The 23,265-nt window shown below is 57.5% G+C and carries 23 protein-coding genes; all 23 read left to right on the plus strand.

From position 1 onward, the window contains the following. Positions 1–252 precede the first annotated feature (252 nt). The 23 genes from K9B37_RS21950 (at position 253) to K9B37_RS22060 (ending at position 23,208) form a co-directional block, all read left to right on the plus strand. On the plus strand, positions 253–1,203 hold the full coding sequence (locus K9B37_RS21950; RefSeq protein WP_224315678.1) for a helix-turn-helix domain-containing protein: 951 nt from the start codon (positions 253–255) through the stop codon (positions 1,201–1,203). Positions 1,204–1,280: 77 nt separating this feature from the next. Then, positions 1,281–1,499, plus strand: coding sequence for a hypothetical protein (locus K9B37_RS21955; protein WP_224315679.1), 219 nt, complete (start codon positions 1,281–1,283; stop codon positions 1,497–1,499). Continuing rightward, positions 1,499–2,170: a hypothetical protein gene (locus K9B37_RS21960; protein ID WP_224315680.1), complete on the plus strand. Its 672-nt coding sequence runs from the start codon at positions 1,499–1,501 to the stop codon at positions 2,168–2,170. The genes K9B37_RS21955 and K9B37_RS21960 overlap by 1 nt, the downstream gene beginning before the upstream one ends. 6 nt (positions 2,171–2,176) lie before the next feature. After that, entirely contained in the window at positions 2,177–2,956 is a 780-nt protein-coding gene (locus K9B37_RS21965; RefSeq protein ID WP_224315681.1) for a hypothetical protein, read from the plus strand. Beyond that, complete coding sequence (locus tag K9B37_RS21970; RefSeq protein WP_224315682.1) at positions 2,946–3,914, plus strand: hypothetical protein; 969 nt, start codon at positions 2,946–2,948, stop codon at positions 3,912–3,914. Before K9B37_RS21965 ends, K9B37_RS21970 begins: the two co-directional genes overlap by 11 nt. Further along, complete coding sequence (locus K9B37_RS21975) at positions 3,911–4,942, plus strand: hypothetical protein (RefSeq protein ID WP_224315683.1); 1,032 nt, start codon at positions 3,911–3,913, stop codon at positions 4,940–4,942. Before K9B37_RS21970 ends, K9B37_RS21975 begins: the two co-directional genes overlap by 4 nt. Continuing rightward, positions 4,929–5,429, plus strand: a complete 501-nt coding sequence (locus K9B37_RS21980) for a hypothetical protein (protein WP_224315684.1) — start codon at positions 4,929–4,931, stop codon at positions 5,427–5,429. Before K9B37_RS21975 ends, K9B37_RS21980 begins: the two co-directional genes overlap by 14 nt. Further along, positions 5,413–5,880 (plus strand): hypothetical protein, encoded by a 468-nt coding sequence (locus tag K9B37_RS21985; protein ID WP_224315685.1) that lies wholly within the window; start codon positions 5,413–5,415, stop codon positions 5,878–5,880. The genes K9B37_RS21980 and K9B37_RS21985 overlap by 17 nt, the downstream gene beginning before the upstream one ends. 3 nt (positions 5,881–5,883) lie before the next feature. Continuing rightward, positions 5,884–8,109: a DotA/TraY family protein gene (locus K9B37_RS21990; protein ID WP_224315686.1), complete on the plus strand. Its 2,226-nt coding sequence runs from the start codon at positions 5,884–5,886 to the stop codon at positions 8,107–8,109. 44 nt (positions 8,110–8,153) lie between these two features. After that, the gene (locus tag K9B37_RS21995; RefSeq protein WP_224315687.1) at positions 8,154–8,669 is read left to right on the plus strand and encodes a hypothetical protein; all 516 of its coding nucleotides are present in this window, start codon (positions 8,154–8,156) and stop codon (positions 8,667–8,669) included. After that, positions 8,648–9,316 (plus strand): nucleotidyl transferase AbiEii/AbiGii toxin family protein, encoded by a 669-nt coding sequence (locus K9B37_RS22000; RefSeq protein WP_224315688.1) that lies wholly within the window; start codon positions 8,648–8,650, stop codon positions 9,314–9,316. Before K9B37_RS21995 ends, K9B37_RS22000 begins: the two co-directional genes overlap by 22 nt. Positions 9,317–9,691: 375 nt before the next feature. Continuing rightward, positions 9,692–10,183 (plus strand): thioredoxin domain-containing protein, encoded by a 492-nt coding sequence (locus tag K9B37_RS22005; RefSeq protein ID WP_224315689.1) that lies wholly within the window; start codon positions 9,692–9,694, stop codon positions 10,181–10,183. Then, positions 10,180–10,479, plus strand: coding sequence for a hypothetical protein (locus K9B37_RS22010; RefSeq protein ID WP_224315690.1), 300 nt, complete (start codon positions 10,180–10,182; stop codon positions 10,477–10,479). The genes K9B37_RS22005 and K9B37_RS22010 overlap by 4 nt, the downstream gene beginning before the upstream one ends. Further along, entirely contained in the window at positions 10,476–11,132 is a 657-nt protein-coding gene (locus K9B37_RS22015) for a DotI/IcmL family type IV secretion protein (protein ID WP_224315691.1), read from the plus strand. The genes K9B37_RS22010 and K9B37_RS22015 overlap by 4 nt, the downstream gene beginning before the upstream one ends. 5 nt (positions 11,133–11,137) lie before the next feature. Further along, positions 11,138–12,148, plus strand: coding sequence for a DotH/IcmK family type IV secretion protein (locus tag K9B37_RS22020; RefSeq protein ID WP_224315716.1), 1,011 nt, complete (start codon positions 11,138–11,140; stop codon positions 12,146–12,148). A gap of 10 nt (positions 12,149–12,158) precedes the next feature. After that, a complete protein-coding gene (locus K9B37_RS22025; protein ID WP_224315692.1) occupies positions 12,159–13,325 on the plus strand; it encodes a DotG/IcmE/VirB10 family type IV secretion system protein in 1,167 nt (388 codons plus the stop codon). Next, the gene (locus K9B37_RS22030; RefSeq protein WP_224315693.1) at positions 13,322–13,588 is read left to right on the plus strand and encodes a hypothetical protein; all 267 of its coding nucleotides are present in this window, start codon (positions 13,322–13,324) and stop codon (positions 13,586–13,588) included. Before K9B37_RS22025 ends, K9B37_RS22030 begins: the two co-directional genes overlap by 4 nt. After that, positions 13,588–13,923 carry a hypothetical protein gene (locus K9B37_RS22035; protein ID WP_224315694.1) on the plus strand — a complete coding sequence of 112 codons (336 nt, stop codon included), beginning with the start codon at positions 13,588–13,590 and terminating at the stop codon, positions 13,921–13,923. The genes K9B37_RS22030 and K9B37_RS22035 overlap by 1 nt, the downstream gene beginning before the upstream one ends. Further along, positions 13,916–16,891 carry a putative type IV secretion/conjugal transfer ATPase gene (locus K9B37_RS22040; protein WP_224315695.1) on the plus strand — a complete coding sequence of 992 codons (2,976 nt, stop codon included), beginning with the start codon at positions 13,916–13,918 and terminating at the stop codon, positions 16,889–16,891. The genes K9B37_RS22035 and K9B37_RS22040 overlap by 8 nt, the downstream gene beginning before the upstream one ends. Beyond that, positions 16,888–17,274: a hypothetical protein gene (locus K9B37_RS22045; RefSeq protein ID WP_224315696.1), complete on the plus strand. Its 387-nt coding sequence runs from the start codon at positions 16,888–16,890 to the stop codon at positions 17,272–17,274. Before K9B37_RS22040 ends, K9B37_RS22045 begins: the two co-directional genes overlap by 4 nt. Positions 17,275–17,333: 59 nt before the next feature. Further along, a complete protein-coding gene (locus tag K9B37_RS22050) occupies positions 17,334–20,054 on the plus strand; it encodes a P-loop NTPase family protein (RefSeq protein WP_224315697.1) in 2,721 nt (906 codons plus the stop codon). A gap of 3 nt (positions 20,055–20,057) precedes the next feature. Then, on the plus strand, positions 20,058–21,608 hold the full coding sequence (locus K9B37_RS22055) for a secretion/conjugation apparatus DotM-related subunit (protein WP_224315698.1): 1,551 nt from the start codon (positions 20,058–20,060) through the stop codon (positions 21,606–21,608). Between the two features lie 427 nt (positions 21,609–22,035). Beyond that, entirely contained in the window at positions 22,036–23,208 is a 1,173-nt protein-coding gene (locus K9B37_RS22060) for a hypothetical protein (protein ID WP_224315699.1), read from the plus strand. Positions 23,209–23,265 lie beyond the last annotated feature (57 nt).

Here is a 23,265-nt window from a genome sequence, read left to right on the forward strand (position 1 = left end):
AGGGTGGAAAAATAGAAAAGCCGGCGCGAAGGCCGGCCTCTCTGGGGTGATTGCTACAACGGAATTACCAGTTCCGCTGCCGACGTAAAACCTAACGGCAATGTAGCACTCCCCCCGCACAGTTCAAGAGGAAACTGCGCTCTTCGCGCCACGATTTTCTGCGCCCAAATTTCAAGGGAAAATCATGGTCCGATTTGTTCCAAATAAAGGGTTTGAGGGAGTTGTCCCCAGCATATTGCCGGGGGCCAGCCTATGAGTTTCCAGGCTATGACGTGGGCACTCAACCAAAAGACAGGCTCACCGGCTCGAAAAGCCATCCTGATGTCGATCGCGAACTACGCCGACGAGAACGGCTATTGCTGGCCCGGTCGTGAGACCATCGCCGAGGAGTCGGAGCAATCAGTCGATAGCGTCGATCGTCATCTCAAAGCCCTTGAGGAGATGGGTTTCATCAAGCGGACCCCGAGGCCTCCACGCGCCGACGGCGGAGAGCAAAGCAAGCTCATTCGCCTGATGTTCGACCAGGCGAAAATGACTAGCGATCTGAAGGCAAATCGCTCACCTGCTGACACCGAGGTTGCATCTGAAAACGAGGGGATGTCCCCCCCGCCGCAAATTGCGGCTCCCCCCAGCCGTAAATTGCGGTCCTCCCCGCCGCAGGTTGCGGCTCCCCCCGCCGCAGATTGCGGCCCGAACCTATTATTAGAACCTATCAAAGATTCTTCCCCCCTTACCCCCCAGGGGGCTTTGGGTGGGGATTCGATTTCAGATTTGAAGAATTCGGACGAAGCCTTTCACCGCTTCAGAAGCGCATGGCCCTCAGACCCGACGAACAACTGGCAGAACATCAGAACCATCTTCGACAAGCTGAAAGAGCCAGACCGGCTTGCCGCCGCAGACACTGCAGATCGTTACGTCCGCTACTGCCAAAACATCAATCGGAAGCTCCAGGCCCCCAAGAACTGGCTGAGAGATCGGGGATGGGTTGGATTCCAGGAAATGGATCAGAAGACGATCCAGGCTAGTGAACGCGCCAAAGAGAGGGTTTGGGTGCTTGAAGATACGCCGGAATGGGAGGCATGGGCGAAGTTCTACCGGGATCATGGAAAGGTTCCCCGGCAAGCCACCGACCTACGCAGCCAGCCAGGCGGCCGAGGTTGGTATTTTCCATCGAGGCTTCCTGACGAAAACACCGAGATCTAAGGGCTTCTCGCCGGATTGCCCGAAGGCTGGGGGAATGTTAATGAATGTCGTTTTCAAACAAAAGGCGACATTGCGTAATGTCCGACCAGACCCTCAATGCTCCTCCAGCTCGGACGGTGACGGCACCGCCGCTCCCCGAGCTAACGAGGTTCTTATCGAACGGTCGCAAGAATGGCCTCACGGCGGCGACCACCGAGACAATCAATGCCGCGCGTCACGTTGCCAGTCTCTTCTTTGACCCGCAGCGCGTGCAGCTCGTCGACGAAGTCATCCAGCGTCGTGGGAGGGACTTCTGATGACGATACGGTATCTAGCCATCCTGGCGACCACCGCAGCCATGGTCTTCATCGCGATGGTCGGGGAGGGGGCAGCCCAATCGAGCCAACAGTCCAGTGGGTGCTCCATCCAGCAAGCCTCGGACGCAGCGCTTCAGCAGCAGATCGCGTTGATCGATGCGGCGAAGGTAAACGTTCCGGAATTCTTCACCGGCGCCAATTCGTGCATCAACCCGAACCTCTTCAAATCGTTCGACCTGTCGAGCCTGATCCCTGACGCTGCCGGCTTTCTTCAGGGAGGCCTCGCTGGCACGGCTGAAAATCTCCTTAATCAGGCCAAGACACAGCTATGTGGCGTCCTGAATGAGCAGATGAATAAGCTCCTCGGTCGGTTGAGATCCACCATCACCGACTTTTCGAGCTCCATCGGCAGTGAGCTATCATCGATCCTTGGCGGGTCCACCGGTGGGCTTCAGCTTCCTAACATTCCGAATGTCGGCCAATACGACTTCTCGCGGATCTCCGAAGTCCCCAGCAATGGGGGGCAGACGACCAATCAAACACCGGTTGAACAAACGCCGCCGTCGAGTCAGTTCACGATTCAAGGTCAGACAAAGCAAACGCCGACGGCTACGTCCGTCGCTCCGAAGTCTGGCTCCGGCTTTGCCGATAGCATCTTTGGGACTAGGTAGCATTCCATGGGTTCGTCGGCTTCCGTGATGCTCACCGCAGCTATCATCGCCGGCTGGGCCAGTATCGCCCAGGCGCAGACTGCAACATCACCCCTCACGCTCGCTGATGGTCTCTTGGACTGGAGAGTTGCTTTCGAAAAGCTGGTCTCAGCCGTGAAGGTCGAGACCAAAGGTTCACAGACCGCCAGCGATCAACAATCGATCGCATGGCGCAAGAGCGCGGAGGCCTCAGTGTCCGCCCAGGTGCAGTCGGACTTGTCGGCGAAGATCAACGAGGCCCGTCAGCGGCAGAGTTATGACACAGGGCAAGGGTACAACGCATGCCGAGTTACGGGCTCGGCTCGGGCCTTGGCGCGAGTGGACGAAACCCTTGAGACGGTTCGCCAGAAAACAGGATTGGTCGACGATACATGGATCAAATCCGGTGGCGATCTCGCCGGCCGGTTGGCGGATTCGATCGACAATCGGCTCACCTACTATTGCAGTCGCGAAGAGATGGCGGCTGGAATTTGCCAGTCGGAGCGTCCCGGAGGGTATGCGGCAGGGGATTCGGATGCGTCAGTGTTCCTTGCACGGCGCTCCTACGGTTCTGAGGAAGTCCTCACCGGAGCGGACTACATCGATGTCGTAGCGCCGATGCCGACGGTGAATGTTCAAGCTCAAGATCTCGCTGGTCGAGCAGCATTGCTCAATGACCGCAGACGGGCAGCGCTCGTTTCAGGAGCACGCCAAGCTTTGTTCGGAATATTGCTATCCGGCATGGAGGGGCAGCTTGATGGTCAATAGGTATATCGTTGGCGTCGCCGCTCTGCTCTCCTCGGCGCTCATATCGCACCAGGCCTCGGCCGAGTTCTGCCTTGGGGTAGAGCTTCGCGTGACCGGGAAGACTGCTGCCGTTGAAGCCGACGTGCTCTCGAAAATCGGAGGCGTTGAGTCGCAGGTCGTCACGGAGGCCAATCTTCAAACGGAGCGACTTCTGTCGGCTCTTAAGGTGGCGACGAAACAGGACAGCATTTCAGGTGAGCAGAATGCGACGGCAACACAGAAGGGCACAGAGGCTTCGGCTTCGGCCTGGTCCAGCCACCGGACGAACATGCAGGTCCTGGACGCGACCCAGCGATACAAGTCAGTCGGGTACAGCGCCTGTACGACCATTTCGAAAGCCGAGGACTTTGCGTCAGCCGCGCGGAATGCCGGCACCAAGGCGAAGACATTGGCATCGTCATACGTGGCGCGACCTGGCGGAGGGACGACGCAGGATTGGATTTCACGCGCGGATGGTGATGCGCAATCAGCCGCGGTTCTCTTCGAGGGCGGCACCCAGGCCGCGAACTATATCAACTTCGTGATCGGGCCTCCCAGAGAGCGTACTACGAGCACAAGCAACACGCTCGGCGAACAGGTCAGTCGACTCGGAGATATGCGTGAGGCAGCGCTTCAGTCGATCGCGGCACGAACGATGGCTAACGTCGCTTCCTATAAGGAGGTCGACGATAAGCTGAAAGAGCTCAACAAAACCTGGATCGGGGACGATGGCGGTCAGCGGTGGGCTAGCGAAATGGCCGCATCCCACGAGCGCGGAATACTCCTCGATGCCGTGCGGATCGAGGCTGCCACCATCGCTTCAACGCTCGTCAGAATTAAGAAAAGGATAAACACCGAGCTCGCCATCGCCGGATATGCCCTTGCCCGTACCGACAACCTCTTGACCATCAAGAAGGGCTCGGAAGGAACGGAACCATGAGCAATCGAGCGATGCATCGTCTTCGTTCCGTTATTTTGGCAGCAGGCCTCGTCTGGGGCGGTCAAGCCCATGCGGAATTCTGTCTCATCGCGGTCGATGACAATCTCTGGCTCACTCGTTTCGACCAGGCGAACCAGCTTCTGAATCAGAGAGTGGATCAAGCGGGCTATGTGATCACTGAGCAGAACCGCTTGAACATCGAGAAAATCATCTCGGCCGTGAAAGTCCTCACGAAGAACGGGGATGTCAACAGCGAGCGGCAGGTGACAGTGACGCGTAAGGCTCAGGAGGCGTCCGCGTCAGTGTACGTCGAACAAAACCAGCGAGAAGCGATCCTCACAGCTCAAGAGAGGTTCGGACCCCGTGGGCAGTCGGTCGATCCGTGCGGATCGGCAGACCTTATCGGTGCCTCCTTGGATTCGATCGAGAACATCTCGAAAGGCGCTGCCGATCTGCTCAAGTTGGACAGCGTTGATGTTGGGCCTGGCAAGGCACAGGATGTTGACCAGGTGATCAAGGCCAGGATCTCGAGCTACTCGCCGGCACAGGTCGATGTGGAAAGCCTGCTGTCTGGGAGCGACGAGGACGCCGGGCGCTTCCTGTCCCATGCAGCCGGACTTCCCCTTCGTAAATCACTCGCGACTGATCGGCCTTTGGAAGCGCGTCTCCGCCTGTTGGAGGCGAGGCGGGCCGAAGCCCTACGGTCGCCGGCGCTCATGTCACTGGCAGCCGTCAGGGCCGCCTACCATGGTGCCAGCCATGGGGGTAGCGCCGGATCTGCGGTCGAGGCCATCGACAAGCTACTGGAAGTCTATGGCGGTGGCCCGAAATTCGAGGCCTGGCAGAAGGAGCTCGCAACCAAGCATGAGCGCGGCCTGCTCCAGGAATTCACCAAACTGCGAGCGCTATCCTTAAGGCTTCAAAGGATCGACACGGAGATCGACGACCGCGTGTCGGCTGTCATGGCCGTACTTCTCGCCGGCGAAACATCGCAGCGAACGGAGGAGGCGACGGATGAGCAACACTGACCATATCCTGAAAAATCTTTTCCAAGCCGGTGTCACGGTCGATGATGACGATGCCTTCGCGGGCCAGTCGGACCACCTGTTGGACATGCCAGATCTTTCTTTCCGGGAAGACCAGCGCATGCGTGACACAGAGGAACAGGTTGAAGCTGTTGCCACCAAGTTCTTCGCGGAAGGGCTTGAGCGTGAAGAGGAACTGCCGGATCTCCTCCGAGACGCCCGCCGCTTGTCGGCAGATGGGGCCTTCTCGGCTGATGGGGCGGTAGAAAAGGACACAGGGCTTGGAGCCGAGGCATTGCGCCTGACGGGTGCTGCACTCGACCTTGATCCAAGCCTTCTGGAGCTCGATGCGCAAACGGAAGAGCGCGTTCGAAGCCTGGGGCTCACGGTCTCCGCTGATGGACAGGCGACCGGCTTCGGCCCATCGGGACAGACAGCTCCAGGACTCATCAATGATTTGGAGGAGAATCGTTATGACGCAACGCGCTGAAACCGCCGCTCAGAATGGAAGCACGGGCTCCGTCATTGCGCGGATGATCGATGGCCGGGCTCACCAGCTGTTCATTGATCCCGCCACACAGACGTTCGCGACTGCGTTGGAGACCTTGGAATTCAAGGGCGCGGACGAATACTGCCAGTACCATGTCTTCCTTGAAATGGCAGATGAGCCAGGCGCTCCTGCACGGTGGGCTTATGCCGGCGAACACGATGGCAAGATCGTCGTGATGAAAGGATTTCTAGGGCCGGCAGCCGACCTGTCGATTGCATGCGCCGGCGTGGGCCTCATCTGTGATGATGGGGACGCAAAGTACCAGAGCGGCTCGCGGTTCTCAGAAACAGGTCAATTCCCGCTCGAAGAGCAAGAATTGTTTGGAGAGATCGCCGAGGTGAGGAATCTCGATAACGTATCGCTGTATCAGATGAAGCGTGAGGCGGATTAACCTATGAGCTCCGAGACCGCCTTCGACACGGGGATCTTCAAGCCCGTCCAGGACGACTACGCCGTCACGATCCTGGAACGGATCTTCGGCTCAGTCGTGCGAGCGGTTGCCGACGGGACTGGACTATCTCAGTCTTCGACGACAATGCTTTCCCAGCTTATCGGAGTTCTAAACCTTGCGGTCATGATCTTCGGAGCGATAGTTGCTCTCTACACAACCTATTCGATGATCGCTGACACCGCTTCAGATGGCGAGGTCTTGGGAAATTCTGCCGATACCAAATACACGCTTATCAGGTCAGCCGTCGGCGCGTTTCTTCTCATTCCCGTGAGTGGTGGATTTTCCATCGCCCAATTGATTGTGATCTGGCTTCTTGTGTTGGGCTCAGGTCTTGGAGATACGGCCTGGACCAGAGTGGCGGAATCCGCCCTGTCTGGCATCAACTATACAGCCGAAAGTCAGAAGATCGGTGCATCTCCACTCATGGTGCAGGTGAGGCAGGATTTCGCGAGAGCTCTGCAATCGAGAACAGCAGGCTACCTCTGCCAACTTCACGTGAACAAGGTTGCTACCACCTTGGGCGTCAGCGGGCAGTTGAGCCCCGTTCGCGACCAGGTCACTAAGAGATCGATCGATATCCTCAATACCAGGGATGTCTATGAAACCAGGGCTTGGTCCTTTTCTGGCAGCCGTGGGGGACTCTCGGGCGCAGATTCGGCCTGTGGGACTGTTACCCTTACGAACCTGATCGACGCCGCCAAGTCCAATGGGGCCATCATGTCGGCCAAAAGCTTCTCGGAGCTCCTAGATCAAGCGACGATAGCATCGGCAGGCCAGGCCATGCAGTCAGCGATCACGAAGCTCGATGGCGACGCTGAAACGATCGCGCAATCAATCTTTTCCGAGCAGCGGAACGAGTCGAAGATCCGTGACATGATTTCCACGGCAGTTGATGAAGCCGAACGGGCCTATTCTCAGCAGCATATCGAGAGCTTCAGATCCTCTGTAAGGACTGATCAGCTGGGAGTTGAGCTCCTTGACCAGGCCAAGCGCAACGGCTGGGTGTTTGCTGGCAACTGGCAGCGTCTGCTCAGCCAGGTCTATGTTCGCCTTTCCTCTGGGACCAACGCGACCGAGCTCGATGCCGCGATGCCGGCACGGTATGACCGGATTTTCGGCCGTTCCTGGTGGGGTGGATCGACAGTGAACGAGGCAACCTTCCTCGGGCTCAAGGCCGACTTGCTCTACCTTTCGACGTTCGATTCCACTTTCGCCGGGGTGGCCTCGGCAGCGCGCGATGTGAAGACCATCGGGCAAGAGGATTTCAGCAACGGAAGTCAGATCCTTTCGACCGTTTACAACAAGTTCGTTCGCATCATGGGTGGTGGGCCGGCGACGAATGCTTGGCGCGATCCCATGCTTGATTTCCAAGAGGTCGGTAGCTGGTTCCTCACGGCGGGGTCTGCGATCAAGGGTGCAACTGCTCTCGCCAGCTTCATTCCCAACAAGGCTGTTGCAGTGCTCAATGCCACTCTCGATAAGTTCTTGGACCCCATCTCAACGGCCCTTCTTCTGCTAGGCGTCGCCTTCACAGTTGTTATCCCCTACATACCCTTGCTCTACTTCATTGGAGCAGTGGTCGGCTGGGCGATTTTGGCTGTTGAGGCGATCTTCGCCATTCCCGTTGCTGTCATCATTTGGTTTGCACCGGCACGCCAGAGCTCGTTCATTGGGTCGAATCACAACGTTCTACTCACTCTTTTTGGTGTCTTGCTGCGTCCAATATTCATCGTCATAGGATTGATCACCGCCTATATCTTGATGCGGGTCTCGGTGGACTTCATCAATGTGATCTTCTCGGGGATTATGAACATGGTGGCACCGACGGCTAACGTGGCAAGCGTCTTCATCTTCCTCGGAAGCATCTTCATTTATCTCGCCGTTATGGTCGTGACGATGCTGCACATCTGTGGCCTCATTCCAGGCCTTGGTGACTATGCGCTTGGCTGGATCGGGGTTGGCATGTCGAGCATGGTCAAAGCGAACCCGACAGAGGCCATTACCAATCGGATCAATCCGATGGGACAATTGCCGGGCGGTGGTTTCGGTGTGACCGCCCTCGGCACCCTGGCAACACGAGCAGCGCTCCGTGGGGCAGGCCGAAGCGGGGAGGAGCAAGGTCAGGGGATTCGAAAACTCATTCAAGACCGAGCGTCACGGTTATCGTAGTGGCATAGATTGGTTATAATATTGTGACGGCATCGGTGGATGACATGGACGAGCGCGTCTATAGAGCGGTCTGGCGGTTTAATGCGGCCGGCATAATGCCGACGGCAGCCGACATCGCTTCGCGCGCCTTCGGGCTTGCTTACGTCGTGGACGACCTGATTGATCGATCTGTTAAGGCCTTGGTCGGGCAGGGTCGGCTCGATGAGGCTCAGGTTTTTGAGGACGATGAGCAACTGACGGTCTTCGCTGCACGGGCAATCCGCCCGAAGTCCCAGCTGGGTCAGGGCTTGAGCAGTGCCCTTCAGTCCGTCGCCTCGCACGGAAGCACTTCTTACGGGCCGCTGACAGCCGCGCGTCTTGAGGCTGTCCTCAAAGGAGCCGTGCCCTCAGACCCGGAAAGAATTCGCGTCCACCAAGGATTGTCGGAAACCCCGCTTGCGCGCCTCTTGGAACTTGCAGCCGAGATTGGCCTGTCTGTCCAGGACCTGGACGCACGGGCGCGTGACCTCTTTGGAGAGTCCCTTGAGGAATTGACCGCGTGGCAGCCTGGCAGGAATTGATCCGCAGCGCCGAGGCGTTGTTGGTCAACGCCGGGATCGAGCGCAGAGAATGGGTGTGGGGCGGCGGCACGATGCTGATGCTGCGTTACGGCCATCGATCGAGCAGAGATATAGATCTGTTCCTGAACGATCTGCAGCACCTATCCCTGCTCACTCCGCGCCTTCACGATAGGCATTTGCATGGCCTCCGTGACTACGTTGAATCTCCGAACCATCTCCGCCTGGAGCTCGCCGCTGGGGAAATCGATTTTCTGTTGGTCGCCCCGGTGTTCCCGGATCTCAAGCCCTTGGAAATGACCCTGCCGGGTGTCATCGAAGGCCCATTCTTGGCGATGCCAGACAAGGAGATCCTGGGGCAGAAGCTGCATTATCGTGCTGCCGGCTTCAAAGGCCGTGATCTCTACGACTTCTCGGCGGTAATGCATGCCTCTCCGATGCTCAAACACGATGAAGGCCTGAGAACTGTCGCGATGGCTAAGCGCGCCGCTCTCCAGCACAGCGTCAGTACCGACCTATGTCGCCTCGGCTTCGAGCAGGTTCAGGACCGTTCGCTTAGCATCTCATTCGAAGAGGCAAGAGCTGATTTCCTGGATTGGCTCGATCGGGGAGGGCCGGCCCCAACTCGCTCCCCAGAGCCTGGGTTATGAGGTCCCAGAAGCATCCTTCCGCAAGGAAAGTAGCATAAAATCTGTATCCTAAAAAAGTTGACATTCTAAGTCTGACGCGGCAATTCTCCGTTGCATGTCCACGGGAGAGGATTGCGGATGTCAGGTCTTGGAAAACAGGTAATTTGGTCGGGTACGATCCTTGGCTTGGCCGGGATCACAGCGGTGTCATACGTACTGACGCATCGCCAACCTGAACGCATCGCAGAAGCCCCACCTGCATACTATCCAGCAGCACCAGCGCAGCAGATTCCTTCAACGCCGGCACAACGGCCTGAACTGCCGCCACCGCAACCGATGCGTCAGCCTCTGCCTCAGCAGCCGTCGGCAAGCGGCGCTGAGATCGCGAAGACGGCAATGCAGAACCCAGCGACAGCGAAGCAGGTCCTCGACCTGTTCGAACGATTGTCCTGGGTTCCCGGAAGCCGGGCTCAAGGTGCGGCCCGAACCGCCTATATCTTCTTCGACCCCCGATGCCCCTATTGCCATCAGGCCTTCGACGAGCTCGATCAGCAGATCCCTATCAAATGGCTCCCGATGGCGGTCTTGGAGCCGGCCGCAGGCGGCGAACGCATCGTTGCAGAGCTTTTGAAGGATGAGAATAGCGGTCCACGCCTGCCTGAGGCCTTCGCAGGACGGCTCCCTGGAATTACCCCGTCCCCCGAGATCAGGGCAAAGCTTCTCGAGACAATTAGCGCCTTCAAGACGATGTACGAGACCCTTGGGTTGCAGGCCGGCGTACCGTTGATGTTCGTGCCGCGACCCGATGGAACCATCTACTTCCAGTCTGGGATTGAACGGGGTGATGGTCCTAAGATCATCGCCACGTTCAGGGAGGGGAAGCCGTGAGCGGAGCGTTCTCCCGAGCATTCGCACAAGGGCGCGCTTCTCCTCCCATCAATGCCTCGCAGGTTCCGGTGAACCGTCGTACCCCGTACCATTACGAGGTACGTTTTGCAGCGCAGACACGCATCATCTGGATGCTTAGCGCAGCTCTCACGTTCTCTCTTCTTGCCTTCGGGGTTGTCTTCATCGCTGCGGATCGAACCCGCCGCTTCGATATCACGCCCTACGTTGCCGACGGCTCTGTCTTCGGGTGTCAGCCGATTGTTGTTCGGACAGTCGAACCGGAGGGTCTGCTGTGAAGACGATCAGCCAAGTCCATGCCGAGAACCAGGTTGCCGAGCTGATAGGGCGCAATCAGTGGAGGATCATCTATTTCCTTGGTGCATCGCTGATCCTCGCCATCTTAATGTGCTTTCTTCTGCTCTACGCAGTGACATATCGATATCCGGTCAAGCAGTTTCTATGGACTTCGGATGCGCAATCCGTCTGCACTGCGATCCCGCTGACTGAGCCCAATATCAGCGCAGCGCGCGTGAAGGATTTCGCCCTCCGTGCTGCTCTCGCGCTGAATTCATATGATTACATCAACTGGCGTCGTTCACTCGACTCTGCGCTGGAAGGCTATTTCACGCCCAGCGGTCGCTCGAACTACACCTCGGCTTTCGAAGCATCCGGCATCCTCCAGCGCGTGAGGAAGGATTATTACGTCGTCAGCGCCGTCTCCAGCGCTGAACCCGTAATCTCTCAGGAAGGCCTTCGCGATGGCAGGTACTTTTGGGAGGTCGAGGTTCCGGTCACGATTTATTACCGGACGAACATCGAGGTGAAACCCGAGAACCGGGTCCTGATCTTCACCATCGTCCGTATCGAACCTTCTCCCCTCAACCCGAACGGTATTGCCGCTGCCGGCGTGATTTCGCGTCAGCAGCTCCTCAAGGACGGAGAGCTGTGATGCTCATGCGCCACCGCAAATATTTGGCCGCTGCGTTTGTTGTCTTTGCATGGTCCGTTCTGCCTCAACACGTTCTTGCTCAGAACCAGGCAGCAGCCCAGACAGGGGGAGCGGAGCCACCCCCACGTGCCGTTCGCCCGGTGACGCCAGAGGACATCAATCGCCTCAGAGGTGCCCTGACGCAGCAAAACAGCTCCCTGATCCTCAACAGAAGCGAGGTCGGGCAGCTTCGCGATCGAAGCCTGGATTCTGAGTATTCGCTGAGGCGTCCGGGGTATTCCGGCAAAAAGCCACCGACCCCACGTCGTAAGGAGCTCTTGATATCTCAAGCTCCGGACGGAAGCGTTCCCAGCCGGCTTTCTTTGGCGCAAGGCATCGTGAGTGCGGTGACCATTCTGGATCAGAAGGGGAATCCTTGGCCGATCGAGGATCTCGCCTACGATCCTCAGATGCTTTCCGTGAACGGGATTGGGTGCTCAAGTGCCGAAAAGCCCCCTCAGGCGGATAAGGAGGGCCGTCCTCACGTTCTGTATCTGATGCCCTGCCGGTTCTGGACCTGGGCTAACCTGGTCGTGAAGCTGGAACGTTCCGCTTCCCCGCTGACATTTCAGGTCGAGAGCGGATCGGATGAAGAGGGCGCCACAGTCGACATGGCGATCGACGTGCGCGTCAAGGGCGCAGCGCCGTCACGTGGCAGCGCCACCGGCCTTGCGGCAGCCAGTGATCGGCAGCCCCGAGAGGCAGGTTTCCGGCCGGACTCGTCGTTGGACGACTTTCTAAACGGGACGCCACCTCCTGGCGCGCGAGAGCTTCGTGTTTCGGGAGATCCATCGGCCAATGCCTGGCTCTTCGGCGGAGCCCTGTACCTTAAAGGCCCACTCGTCGTCATGAACCCCGCCCACGATGCTCGCGCCAGCTACGGTGGGGTCAGCGTTTGGCGCTTCGATCATCCGATACCACGCATCCTGGCTCGTACCAGCGACGGGGCGCAGCGCGTCGTCGTCGTGGACTTCTGAGGGCAAGACCATGGAAGACGAAAAGAAGTCACTCTTCGGCCGGTCGCTCTGGACCATTGTAGGCATCACCATCGTCCTTCTGGTGGGCGGTCTGTTCTATGCGGTGAACGGAGCACGCGGAGGGATCGATCGCGGCGGGCAAGCTCGCAGCGAAATCCCACGGGTCCCTACCGTTAAAGACGACAATATGAAGGCCGTGGGCAAGGACGAGGGCGATCGGAGATCAACGGTCAACAAGCAACAGGCCGATGCAGCCGGACAGGGAAAGTCCTTCGTTGCCCAGACCGTCATCACTGAGACGTTCAAGGCCGGCGACGACAAGGACCCCTTGAAGATTGCCGCAGCGAGCGCTGTCCAGCCGGCCACCGCCGCCGAGCCGAGGATCGAATACCGTGAGCGCATCGTGTATCGCGATCCACCGGTCACTGATCCCACAATCTCAGACGAGATTGCGAAGAAGATCCAGTCTCAGATCGAGAACGCACAGAAGGTGCCGCAGGCAAACTTCGTTGTCGTCCGCTTTGCAAAGCCCGAACCGAAGCCGGTCCAGGTGAGCTCCAATGCCGGCGCATCGATTCCAGGCGATTTTGGCGTTGCCGTGCTCGCGAAGCCTGGAGATATCGTCTATGCGCGCCTAATGCTGGGTTTCAACTCGGATGATCCCCAGGCCGTCGTCTATGCGACCATCTTCGACAATCGGGAGAATGGAACCAACGGGCCGCTGCACGGATCCAGGGTCGAAGGTCAGGTGACCTATTCGCAGAACCAGGCATCGATCAAGTTCACGAAGCTGATCTCGCCTTCTGGGCGCATCGCTCAGATCAATGCCTTTGCCATCGACGAGAACTCAGCGCGGACGGGCATCGCCCGAAACGTCGATATGCACACCTTGGAGCGCTATGGGGCGCTCGCCTTGTCGAGCCTGTTACAGGGTGTCGGGCAGGTAGGACAGACGCTTCTCAGTGGCAATCGCTCGATCTCGTATATGCCCTATTACGGGACCGTAACCTCCAACAACAACCCGGTGAACTACACCCAGGCCGGAATGGCTGTGGTGCAACCGATGGGGCAGGAGCTTGTCTCACAGGTCCGCCAGGGCATGAACCGGCCGCCGACGATCTCCACGCCCGGTGGAATGGGTGTTGGCGTCGTCTTCACCAGCGAGGTGAAGCTTTGAACGAGGTCGGAGATCGCACCCTTGTAGATGTTCTCAAGGATATCATTCAGCTCACAAGCATTTGGGCTGATAGCATTATCATTCTGCTCGGGCTGATCGGTATCGCCATGTCTGGGCATGGAGCGCTCAAGCTGTATCGGGACACACAGCTTGGCGAATCCGGCGAGACTTGGGGCAATGTTCTCAAGGTGATCATCGGAGCACTGATCACCATCGCGACGATCATCATTGCACGCGTCTCCTTCATCTTTACGGGTGACTGATGATCGAACAACGGGAATTTTTCCTCGTAACCTCGTTGCCGTCTCGCGAAGCGGATCACACCGTCGATGATCTCACGGCTACCCAAGCTCAGCGAGAATACCTCGCCGATATCGAGCGGATCGGGATGCAATCCCTCAACGACATCCTTTGGAATGACGCGGCGCATCTCCAAACTGCGATCGAGGTCACGCTCGGTGAGATGGGACTCGAGGGCCTGGCTTCCAAGGAAGCCATGGAGGCGCTTCTGAGCCCGGCCGGCGAGCGCATGCTTCGTGACAGATTCCCCTTTCTTCACCTGTATTTTAACAAGCAGGTAGGCGCTTCCAATGCCTAAATTTGTTGACCAATTCTGTGATGTTGCGGCCATCGACAATACCAACTCGGACCCGGTTTTCTTTGGTCACGATGGGTCGATGTGCACCCTGATCCGTGTCGATGGGGTCACGACGATCCTGTCACCTGACGAGGCCGTTGAGAATTTCGTCCAGATCTTCGGTGCCGATATCGCTTCGGTCTTCCGAAAGGCCGGCCACACCATGGCCGTCTCATTTGAGCGGTCGTATAACAATCGAGAACAGATCTCCGAGGCTATCGATCTTCTGCGCGATAGCGCAGATCTGAAGGCATTGTCCGTCAATGTCGTGACCGACGAATACCAGCGGACGCTAACCAACAAGGTCGTAGAGGAAACCATCACGATCGCCTGCTGGACCCAGCCGAAGGCCGGCTTCCCCGATGAGGTCGAGCAAGAGCGGAGGGAGATGAAGAGCCTTGATGCTGCGGCATTTGCCAAAGCACCTAGTGCGATGAGCCCATTCCTTCGCCTGAAATCCCTTACGGCAGTTCATGGGGCATTCGTGGCAAGGGTTGTGGATGCCCTCAGCGCCGCAAAGGTCCAGGCGACGGTCCTTGGACCCGATGACAAGGGCGTGCGTGAAGACCTGGCGCTGATCAGGCGCGGCGTCATGTATCACGAGACGCCCAAATCCTGGCGCCCGCATGCTACCGGTGAGAAGCGGTTCCCCACGGTGGTCTCTGACGATGATCTCTCCGGTTTGTTCGCTCCCCCAGCCAGCCGGCAGATTCTTCCGGTCGTCGCCAGGTCCTCACGCGATTTGAGAACGATCGAGATCGGGTCTCGCAAGTACGCTCTCGCCATATTTAGAATGTTCCCTCGCGAGCCGAGGGCCTTCGCTGAATTATTGGCATTCCTCAGAAATCGCAACGAATCGAAGATCCCCTTCCGAGTAACGTTTCATTGGGAGGGCGGAGAATTCAAAGCGGGTCTCAAGCAGGTCCTGGCTGGCCTTCTAGCCTGGGCAAGTCCCGTCAACAAAAACTACTTCAAGAACATAAAAGCGATGGAGGAGCTGGCCAAGGGGGACAAAGAAACCTTTGTCCTCGGACGGGTCATTGCTGCGACCTGGACGGAGCCTCACGAGTCAGCAGAGGTCCTGGAGAGCCGTCGATCGCTCCTTGTGCGCTCCTTGGGCTCATGGGGTGATCCTCTCGTCACCGATATCCCATCGTCACCGATGAGGGCACTGACCGAAAGTGTCGCGGGCATGACGACGCGGGCTACGGTCGCTCCCGAGACGACGATCCCCATCTCGGCGTTCTCGTACATGATGCCGTTCCATCGGCCGGCGACAGCGTTCGAAAGTGGTCAAACCCTCTTTATTACGCCAGAGGGCCGCCTCTTCCCCTTCGAGGTGTTCTCGGCGCGTCAGAATTTCTGGCTAATGATCATTTATGCCACGCCGGGATCTGGAAAGTCAGTCCTTCTCAACCGGATGAACTTTGATATGGCGGCTTATGCCGGTGGGCGCGAGCTGCCTTTCATTGGCATTATCGATGTGGGTGTTTCGTCGAGCGGATTCATCAATCTGATCCGCAATGCTCTCCCTCAGAAGAGAAGCCACGAAGTTCGATATGTTCGACTGCTCAATGATCGAGACCATGCCATCAATCCGTTTGATCTCGGACTTGGCCGTCGAGCCCCTTTGGCGCGCGAGAGGAGCTTCATCGCAAATTTCCTCCTGGAATTGTTCGGTGTGGAGGACAAGCGGGTCAGTGCCCTTGTGGGCCACATCGTTTCCCGAATCTATCGCCTGAAGAGCGATATGGAGGCTTCAGCCTCCCCGAACAGATATGAAAAGGGTCTCGATCCGAGGATCGACGAGGCCCTTGAACGCCTGGACGATACTCAGAGGGGCTTGCTCACCCCCAAGACTACCTGGTGGTCGATCGTCGACAGGCTGGTTGCTGCCGGCGACTTCGTGGCGGCGATACGAGCCCAGCGTCATGCGAGTCCCCGCATGGAAGACGTGGCCCGAGTTCTCTCAGAGCAGGCAACGGCTGCTGACTTTACAAAGGACTTCTGCGACTTTGTTCGCACCGTCGTGCTTGAGGCCATCGAGCGCTATCCGATCTTCGCGTTTTCAACCCGGCTGGATCTTGGAGAGACACGGATTGTCTCCATTGATTTGAACGACGTTGTTGACCGTGGCGATAATCAGGATGCGAAGAGGAACAACACCATCATGTATATGCTGGCGCGTCAGGCGATCGTCAGCAAGATCGCTGGACGATCCGAAGAGATCGCCGACATGGAGATCCCGAGAGATGTCCGTCAGCACTATGAAGAATACTGGCGCAGGGCCTACGCCTCCATGCAGGAAGCACCCAAGCGTCTCTGCATGGACGAATTCCATATCACTGGCGGTCAGCAGACTATTCTAAAGCAGGTTGATGCCGATGCGAGAGAAGGCCGAAAGTGGGGCCTTGACATCATTCTCGCCTCACAGCGCCTGGAGGATTTCAAAGGCCTGGAGAAGATGGCTTCAACGGTCATCATTCTGAACGCAGAGACCGGTGCAGTTCGTGAACAGGCACAGGAGATCTTCGGTTACAGTGATGCGGTGAAACGCGAGCTCCAGACCGAGCTCCATGGTCCGAGACCAGGGCAGGGCGCGAACTTCGTGGCACGCTTCAAGCTGTCGGATGAAGAGCGCTGGGTCACGCTGACCAACCTCCTAGGCCCCGTCCAGCTTTGGGCACTCACGACCAAGAGCCAGGACCGCCTCATTCGAGATTATCTCTACGACAAAATCGGCGTGAAAGAGGCTCTGGAATTCCTGGCGTGGCGTTTCCCCGATGCCTCGGCACTGTCGTTCTGGCGGAGAATCGAAAAGGAACGCGACGACGGCGAGGAAGCCCTAGTCGAACGCGTCGGCCGTATCCTTCTCGATGAGTATTTTCAACGTTCACAACCTCAACAAGCACGGGAGAGAGCAGCATGAGGAAGTATTTTTTTGACCTTCTATTGAAAGGTTATATCGGGATTATTGTATTGATCCCCTATCGGGCGTTTGCACAGGTCGATGTCACCGCCCCTTTGCAACAGCTCCAGAGTGCCAGGGACAAGGCCAAGAGCTCCAACCTTCAGGTGTCTCAGATCAAAACGGGCTCTGAAAGCCTGTTCGATATCATTCTTATCATCGCCGGCGTATGCGGTACCGCCCTCACAGGTGTTTCCCTCTACAAGCTCTATCAGGCCTCGCAGGACGAGCAGAGCAGAGAGCATGTGGGGCGGTCCGTCGCGGGCATCGTGATCGGCGCTATCATCACCATGCTCGCTGTCGTCGTCGGCTTGATCACCACGACGGCAACAGGCGGGAACTAAACAGCCAGGACCTTCTTTGCCGGCCGCCTCATCGCGGCCGGCTATTGCTGTGAGCTGCCATGCTGAAAAATACCGCTGGCCTCGATCGCCGAGAGGAAGTCAATCCAACCAGGTATCGGGAGGAGATCCTTCCATTCTGGCAGCGGGTTGAGCGCACCTTCGATTCCCATACAAGCCTTGCAAAGGCTGCGGCTTTTCTCGCCGGCGTCGCATTGCTCACCTCTCCACTGCCTTTCGTGCCAGAACTGATCCTCGTCGTCTGGATTGTGCTCCTTCTGGTTTATATGCGACTTGCAACTCGGCGCTGGTCAGCTCCACTCCGGGTTCCCGCTTTCGTCTCTACCTGGACAAAGAGGACGTTTCGGGATGCGACCATAGGCGGTAGCAAGCCCGGCAATGGAATGTTTTATCTCGGCAGCGAGTTTCCCGATCGTCGGGGCATTCGTCGGGAGGTCTGGGCTGAAGCCAACGACCTGAAAACCCATCGGCTTGTGATCGGCACGACCGGTTCGGGTAAGACCGAGGAGATGTTGGGCCTCTTTCACAATGCCCTGACCCTCGATTCCGGCACTATCCTCGTCGACGGCAAGGCAGATCCCAAGACCTTCGAGCAGATGCTGCGCATCGCTCGCCTGATGGGCCGGGAGGAGGACTTCTACACCCTCAATTACCTGATGGCAGGCCGGAACGCCTTTGGCGCCAGCGAGACCAGAGCCTCCAACACTTATAATCCCCTTGCTAGCGGCGCTCCGGCTGCCAAGGCCGAGCTGATGATTTCGCTTCTCGATTCCGCGGGCGGCGGGAGTGGTTCAGACATGTGGCAGGGGCGAGCGATATCGTTCCTGGAAGCGATCATGCAGCCGCTGACATTCTTGGCCGAGAGGGGCTATGTGCTCTTCTCGCCGAAGCTGCTCTGTGACTTCTACCTCTTGGAGAACATCGAGAATTTCGTCCATTTCGGGATCTTCGTCGATGCCTCAGGGGAGATCGTGAATCTGAAGCGCCATCCCAATCCCGTGAAGCGCCGGGATTGGGACCTATTGAGGGAGCGGTACCTTCAGCCACTCTTGCTCTATCTCGACAACTTGCCGGGGTATGCAGCTGCGACGCCTGCACAGCCTCATCCTGTGCGACAGTTCACCGTCGAGGATATGAGGCGCGCTGAGACCGAATACTGGAAATCGGCACAGACCGAACTTGAACAGATTGAACGGCTGCGGAGGGCTCTGCAGGCGGGCAATCGGACACCCTCTGAGCTCGAAGAAATCAGGCAGGAGATCCTTCATCTCGAGGAGACGGCAGAAGAGCGGTTTTCCGAGAAGATCAACGCGTCCCTGGTGACCCAGAAACTCAATGAGTTGAATGCACCGAAGGAGCAGAAGGCACCAGGTGGGGGTGCCCGAGACAAGGTGTTGGAACAGCATGGCTACATCACCATGCAGCTCGTGCGTGCCACCGGAAACCTGACGTTCTCCTATGGTCACATCTACAACGTGGAGGTTGGCGAGATCAATTTTAGGGATATCGCTCTGAACCGGCGCATCCTCTATGTGACGCTTCCTGCCCTTGAGCGTTCCAAGCAGTCGATGGAACAGCTTGGCAAGATGGCCGTGACCGGCATCAAAGCCTTGATGGGTGAGATGCTAAACGTGCCGTTCGAGGGCGTGGTTCGGGAAACCATCGATGCCCGCGCCTCCAATGCCGAGATCCCGCTGCCCGTCATTCTCGATGAGTACGGGTATTACGTCGTCGAGGGCTTCGCGGTCGCGCCGGCACAGGCCCGGTCCTACGGCTTCTCGATGACCTTCGGTGTTCAGGACTACTCATCGCTCATCAAAGCGAATCAGGCCGAGGGGGAGGCGACCTTCGAGAACACCAATCTGCGTCACATTGGACGCACCACCGGTGGCGAGAAGTCTCCAACCTGGGAGAAGCTATCGGGAGCAGCTGGGAACGCATACTTCTTCAACGTGGGGAGTATGGATTATCGTCGCGGGAACATCGACGGTAGCTTCGTGCGCAATGAATCCGTCCAGCTGCAATCCGCCCTTCGGCTCAATTACAACGATCTGGCAGGCCAGAGAGACGGCGAGTTCACGCTCATTATCGGTACGAAAGATCAAGGAAGCGGGATTCGATCAGGTAGCGTCCGTGTCGTCCGTTACCTCGCCTACTACACGGGAGCGATTAAAAAACTTTCGACCATGCGTCTCAACCACTTCGTCATGGTCCCTCCGGTGCCGTCGACGAAACGTGACGAGATTTCGAGAAGGCTTGAGCATCAATCCGCCGAACTCGAATATCTGCGGAAGTGGGGCCGCGTGGATGCGAGCGAGTTCCGTGAACGCCTACGCATCAATCTCCGCCGCCTAGAAGCCGTCATCGCTGAGCGCCACAAAGACAAGGCCGGGTTTTCCGAAGAGCAGCGCTGGTACATCCAGAACAACGTATTTCTCCGGTTCTCGACGAACATCGCAGAACGGGACCCAAGCCAGCTGACACCAGAGGCCAGAGGGCCGATCGTGAGCAGGCTCGCCAAGATGGCTGCGGATCTGCACGAGTCGGCTCGAATCGAACATCGCATTGCGTCCGAGAAACGGCAGATTATCACGTGGATGCAGGAGCGGGGTTTTCCGGCCGACTACATACGAAATGCCGGCGTTCTCCTCGAAGAGCTCGGAGAGGTTCGCGCGACCAAGGAAAAGGGCGAATGGAGAAACCGGCGTCGGGCTGCGGAGCTCGACGGCCAGGCACGACGCCTTTTGAGCTCAGTGGAGTAAGCAATGGCCCAAGCTCCGAACAAAGCGAACGATAAGATGCTGATCGCCCTTCTTCTGGGCGTATTGGTCATCTTCCTTGGGGTCGCCTGGCTCATTCTGAAACGGCAGATCGCACCGATCTATTATTGGATCCGCTGGGCCGAGACCGCATCGCTTTGGGATGATTTCAGCTATTGGGGGGAGACTTTCAAGGTTGCGATCGAAACTCATACGGCCGACACGCTGCCTTTTCTATCGATCTACGTGTCGTCCATTCCCTTCGGGATCGTCTTCGCAAGCATCATACTCATTCTGGGGCTCGCCGGCGCAGACCAGATTCGGAACAACCATCTCGATCACTATATCGGACACAAGGACAGAAAGATCCCGAACCATCGCGATGTCATGAAACGGCAGGCGGTCAACTACCCAGCGAACCAATTCTTTCTTGACTATGATCTCTTGGATCTGCCTCTCGATGAGGGGATCGCACGGATGCCGCGCACGGCCGTGGAGCTGATCCGTGATGCAAAGGCCTTCGTCGGAACTGAGATCGTGAAAGGCGACACGGTGATCAGGACCGACCACGAGCGGATCCAGGCCTGGCTCCTGTCGTTCTTAGGTCCTCGCAATGGTCTCGTCGACGAAGAGCCTGTCGGTGATGGCGATCCCATCCCTAATACCGAGAGGCTGAAGCGCTTTGTCGAGGAGGAGCTTGGGTTTCACCAGGTCATTATCGTCTATCCGGCCATGCGACGGATCTATGAGGCGGTCGTCGATACCGGTACCGAGTTCGATGTGGTCATCAAGGAAACGGATCGGTTCCTCCGAGACGTTTGGCGGGATCTGAATGCCCTCAAGCGCAAGATGGGTCCCAGCCTGGTGATTGGCTTCGCGAACGATGCGATGGAGCGCATCGAGCGTGCGCAGTTCGCTGAGAAGTACAAGGGTAAAGAGCTTTTTACCCTGAAGGACTATCTCAACCGTCCGGCTGGAAAGGCCGGGACTGATGCTTCAAAGACCATCGGTGATACCCTGCCCAGCGTCATCAAGGCGAGGAAGGGCCTCTTGGAGCTCCTGACCTGCCATAGGACACCTCCCAAGGGAAAGACCGAGGCTGAGCGTCTTAAAAATCTGAAGCTTGCTGGAGAGCGACGGGCGTTTATCGCCACCATCGCCCCCTTATTCCTACGGCATGCTTATCTTCATTGCGTGATTGCGGCTGCCATCGACGAGAAGGCGAATGGAGCTCGCCGTCTCGGCGTTCTCACTCCAGCTAGCTTTCGCTGGATCCGCTTCTATGACTATCCGCTGTGGACCTTCCTTCGTTGCGTTGGTGGCAATTTGCCGGTCCCTGATGCTGCCGGCATCTGGAAGCACTATCACACCGAGCTCGCGGTCAAGCGGGCAATCAGGGACCCGTACTTCGAGGGGGTTGCCGAAGCGATCGAAGCCGAAGCAAGCCTCTATGCGACAGAGCGCACGATCGAGCAGCTCCGAGAGAAGGGCATGCACGATCCGGCCAGGGAAGCAGTCATTGCGATCGACCAGGCTGCCGGCGAAATCCTGCATTGAAGCCATCCTGCCGATGAGCATCGGTCCCCGGCTACCCTGACGGCGAGGCCGTGACACTGTTACTATTGTCGTCTAATATCGAATCGAAAAAAAAGGCGACAACGAGGGCGACATGCATCAGTGGTTTGACCTGTCCGACGGTGGTTGGAAGCTCGAACGGTTTAAGGATAGGACCGGTCCCTATCTCAAGATTTCCCTGACAGATCCCGAAAAGCTTTCATTCGCTGCGAGCCGGATCGATGAAATCGCGTCTCTTGGCTGGCTCCAAAGCGGAGAGAATGCCTTCATCTACACATCATCGGTCAGCAAGTTCTCAGAGATCAAGGAGCTCCTGAAACCCTTTCTCGAGGAAACGGCGATCAAGGTCGTTGCGATCGACCAGCTGAAACAGGGCGAGTCTGTTCATGCCGGTGCCTTGTCGCGGGGTATGCCCGTCGATGCGGAGGCGTTGAACCTTCAGCTTCCAGGAGTGCCAGATAGCGTCAGGGACGCCATTCTGGCACGTGTGAGGGCCGCTCAAGCCCTCGTCGTCCCGACAGCTGAGACCAGGCCGGCCTTCGACGGCCGGCTACTGGATCTCTGGCGTGAAATGGTCCCTCACTTCGGCTGGAAGGATGCCACCGCCATCGCGCGCTTAGGCATCGACTATGCCGCGCATCAGGGGGAGCGATTCAGAGAGGTGGAGCAGGAGATTTTCGAGGCGGCCAAGAACGGCACGCCTCCCAAGGTCCTGCGGCTTGCTGGCGGCGCCCGCGCCGTACTTGATAAGGAAGATATATTTGAAGCTGCTTGCGAAACGTTGAGGCGTTGGGGAGAGGCAGATCCGTTGCCGTTCGTCTGCGGGGATAACCTCCTCCGTTACTCTAGCAACGTTGCAAATTCTATTCTCGACGGTGCCCATTTCTCGTCTTCGACGAGCGAGCTTCAGACTCTTTCAGGGGGAGAGCCGGTCCGCTTTGAACCGACCATCCCTACCCATCTGCGCATGGAGACGATGAATCGGTTTAATGCCGCTATGAAGACGGTCGAGAAGGTCTTCAACCTTTCATCGGACAACCGGTTTCGATCGCCTGTTCGGTTCCACTTCACCAAGAACGGCCTTTCCGACTTCAACGGTACATTTCGTTTCAAGACCGGCGCTGACATTCCATTGATCGGTCAGATCCAATATTCGCCGTGGAAGCCTGGTGCGATCGTCCACGAGATAGGCCATGCACTCGATTTCGCATTCCTGCCTCGCTCCGGGAAAGAAGAAAAATACCAGTATTTGCTGGAAGAGACCGGAATCATGGAAGTCGTCAGCGATATGGTCAATTCAAGTCATACCTCCGACAGCTACAAAGCATATTTGCTTGCCCCGCACGAGGTTTTCGCGCGCACGTTCGAAATGGCGATGATCATGAACGCAAGGGAAGAGGAGGACGATAAATTACTCTCGCTCGGTGGCGCTCTCGCTCTTCGCTTCGAATATACGACGACTTCTCAAGAAATGCTTGATGTATTCCTTGATCGAACGCGCGAGTGGAACCGAGATTTTGCCAATAGAGCTGCCCTCGGACAGACGAAATCTGCGGAAAGTCCGTTGCAACCTCGAGTCTAACTTGAAAACCTCTATTGTCTTAAATTGCAAACTTCCTTAAAAAGCCGACAATTGAGG

Source organism: Microvirga puerhi, assembly GCF_020089865.1.
Lineage (GTDB): Bacteria > Pseudomonadota > Alphaproteobacteria > Rhizobiales > Beijerinckiaceae > Microvirga > Microvirga puerhi.

Bases quoted from the DNA above. Each gene is read 5' to 3' on its own strand.
- K9B37_RS22045 (WP_224315696.1), top strand. From the start codon at position 16,888: ATGAGGAAGTATTTTTTTGACCTTCTATTGAAAGGTTATATCGGGATT.
- K9B37_RS22040 (WP_224315695.1), top strand. From the start codon at position 13,916: ATGCCTAAATTTGTTGACCAATTCTGTGATGTTGCGGCCATCGACAAT.
- K9B37_RS21960 (WP_224315680.1), top strand. From the start codon at position 1,499: ATGACGATACGGTATCTAGCCATCCTGGCGACCACCGCAGCCATGGTC.
- K9B37_RS21990 (WP_224315686.1), top strand. From the start codon at position 5,884: ATGAGCTCCGAGACCGCCTTCGACACGGGGATCTTCAAGCCCGTCCAG.
- K9B37_RS21985 (WP_224315685.1), top strand. From the start codon at position 5,413: ATGACGCAACGCGCTGAAACCGCCGCTCAGAATGGAAGCACGGGCTCC.
- K9B37_RS21975 (WP_224315683.1), top strand. From the start codon at position 3,911: ATGAGCAATCGAGCGATGCATCGTCTTCGTTCCGTTATTTTGGCAGCA.
- K9B37_RS22005 (WP_224315689.1), top strand. From the start codon at position 9,692: ATGCAGAACCCAGCGACAGCGAAGCAGGTCCTCGACCTGTTCGAACGA.
- K9B37_RS21950 (WP_224315678.1), top strand. From the start codon at position 253: ATGAGTTTCCAGGCTATGACGTGGGCACTCAACCAAAAGACAGGCTCA.
- K9B37_RS22060 (WP_224315699.1), top strand. From the start codon at position 22,036: ATGCCCGTCGATGCGGAGGCGTTGAACCTTCAGCTTCCAGGAGTGCCA.
- K9B37_RS21965 (WP_224315681.1), top strand. From the start codon at position 2,177: ATGGGTTCGTCGGCTTCCGTGATGCTCACCGCAGCTATCATCGCCGGC.
- K9B37_RS21980 (WP_224315684.1), top strand. From the start codon at position 4,929: ATGAGCAACACTGACCATATCCTGAAAAATCTTTTCCAAGCCGGTGTC.
- K9B37_RS21955 (WP_224315679.1), top strand. From the start codon at position 1,281: ATGTCCGACCAGACCCTCAATGCTCCTCCAGCTCGGACGGTGACGGCA.
- K9B37_RS21995 (WP_224315687.1), top strand. From the start codon at position 8,154: ATGGACGAGCGCGTCTATAGAGCGGTCTGGCGGTTTAATGCGGCCGGC.
- K9B37_RS22020 (WP_224315716.1), top strand. From the start codon at position 11,138: ATGCGCCACCGCAAATATTTGGCCGCTGCGTTTGTTGTCTTTGCATGG.
- K9B37_RS22025 (WP_224315692.1), top strand. From the start codon at position 12,159: ATGGAAGACGAAAAGAAGTCACTCTTCGGCCGGTCGCTCTGGACCATT.
- K9B37_RS22050 (WP_224315697.1), top strand. From the start codon at position 17,334: ATGCTGAAAAATACCGCTGGCCTCGATCGCCGAGAGGAAGTCAATCCA.
- K9B37_RS22055 (WP_224315698.1), top strand. From the start codon at position 20,058: ATGGCCCAAGCTCCGAACAAAGCGAACGATAAGATGCTGATCGCCCTT.
- K9B37_RS22035 (WP_224315694.1), top strand. From the start codon at position 13,588: ATGATCGAACAACGGGAATTTTTCCTCGTAACCTCGTTGCCGTCTCGC.
- K9B37_RS21970 (WP_224315682.1), top strand. From the start codon at position 2,946: ATGGTCAATAGGTATATCGTTGGCGTCGCCGCTCTGCTCTCCTCGGCG.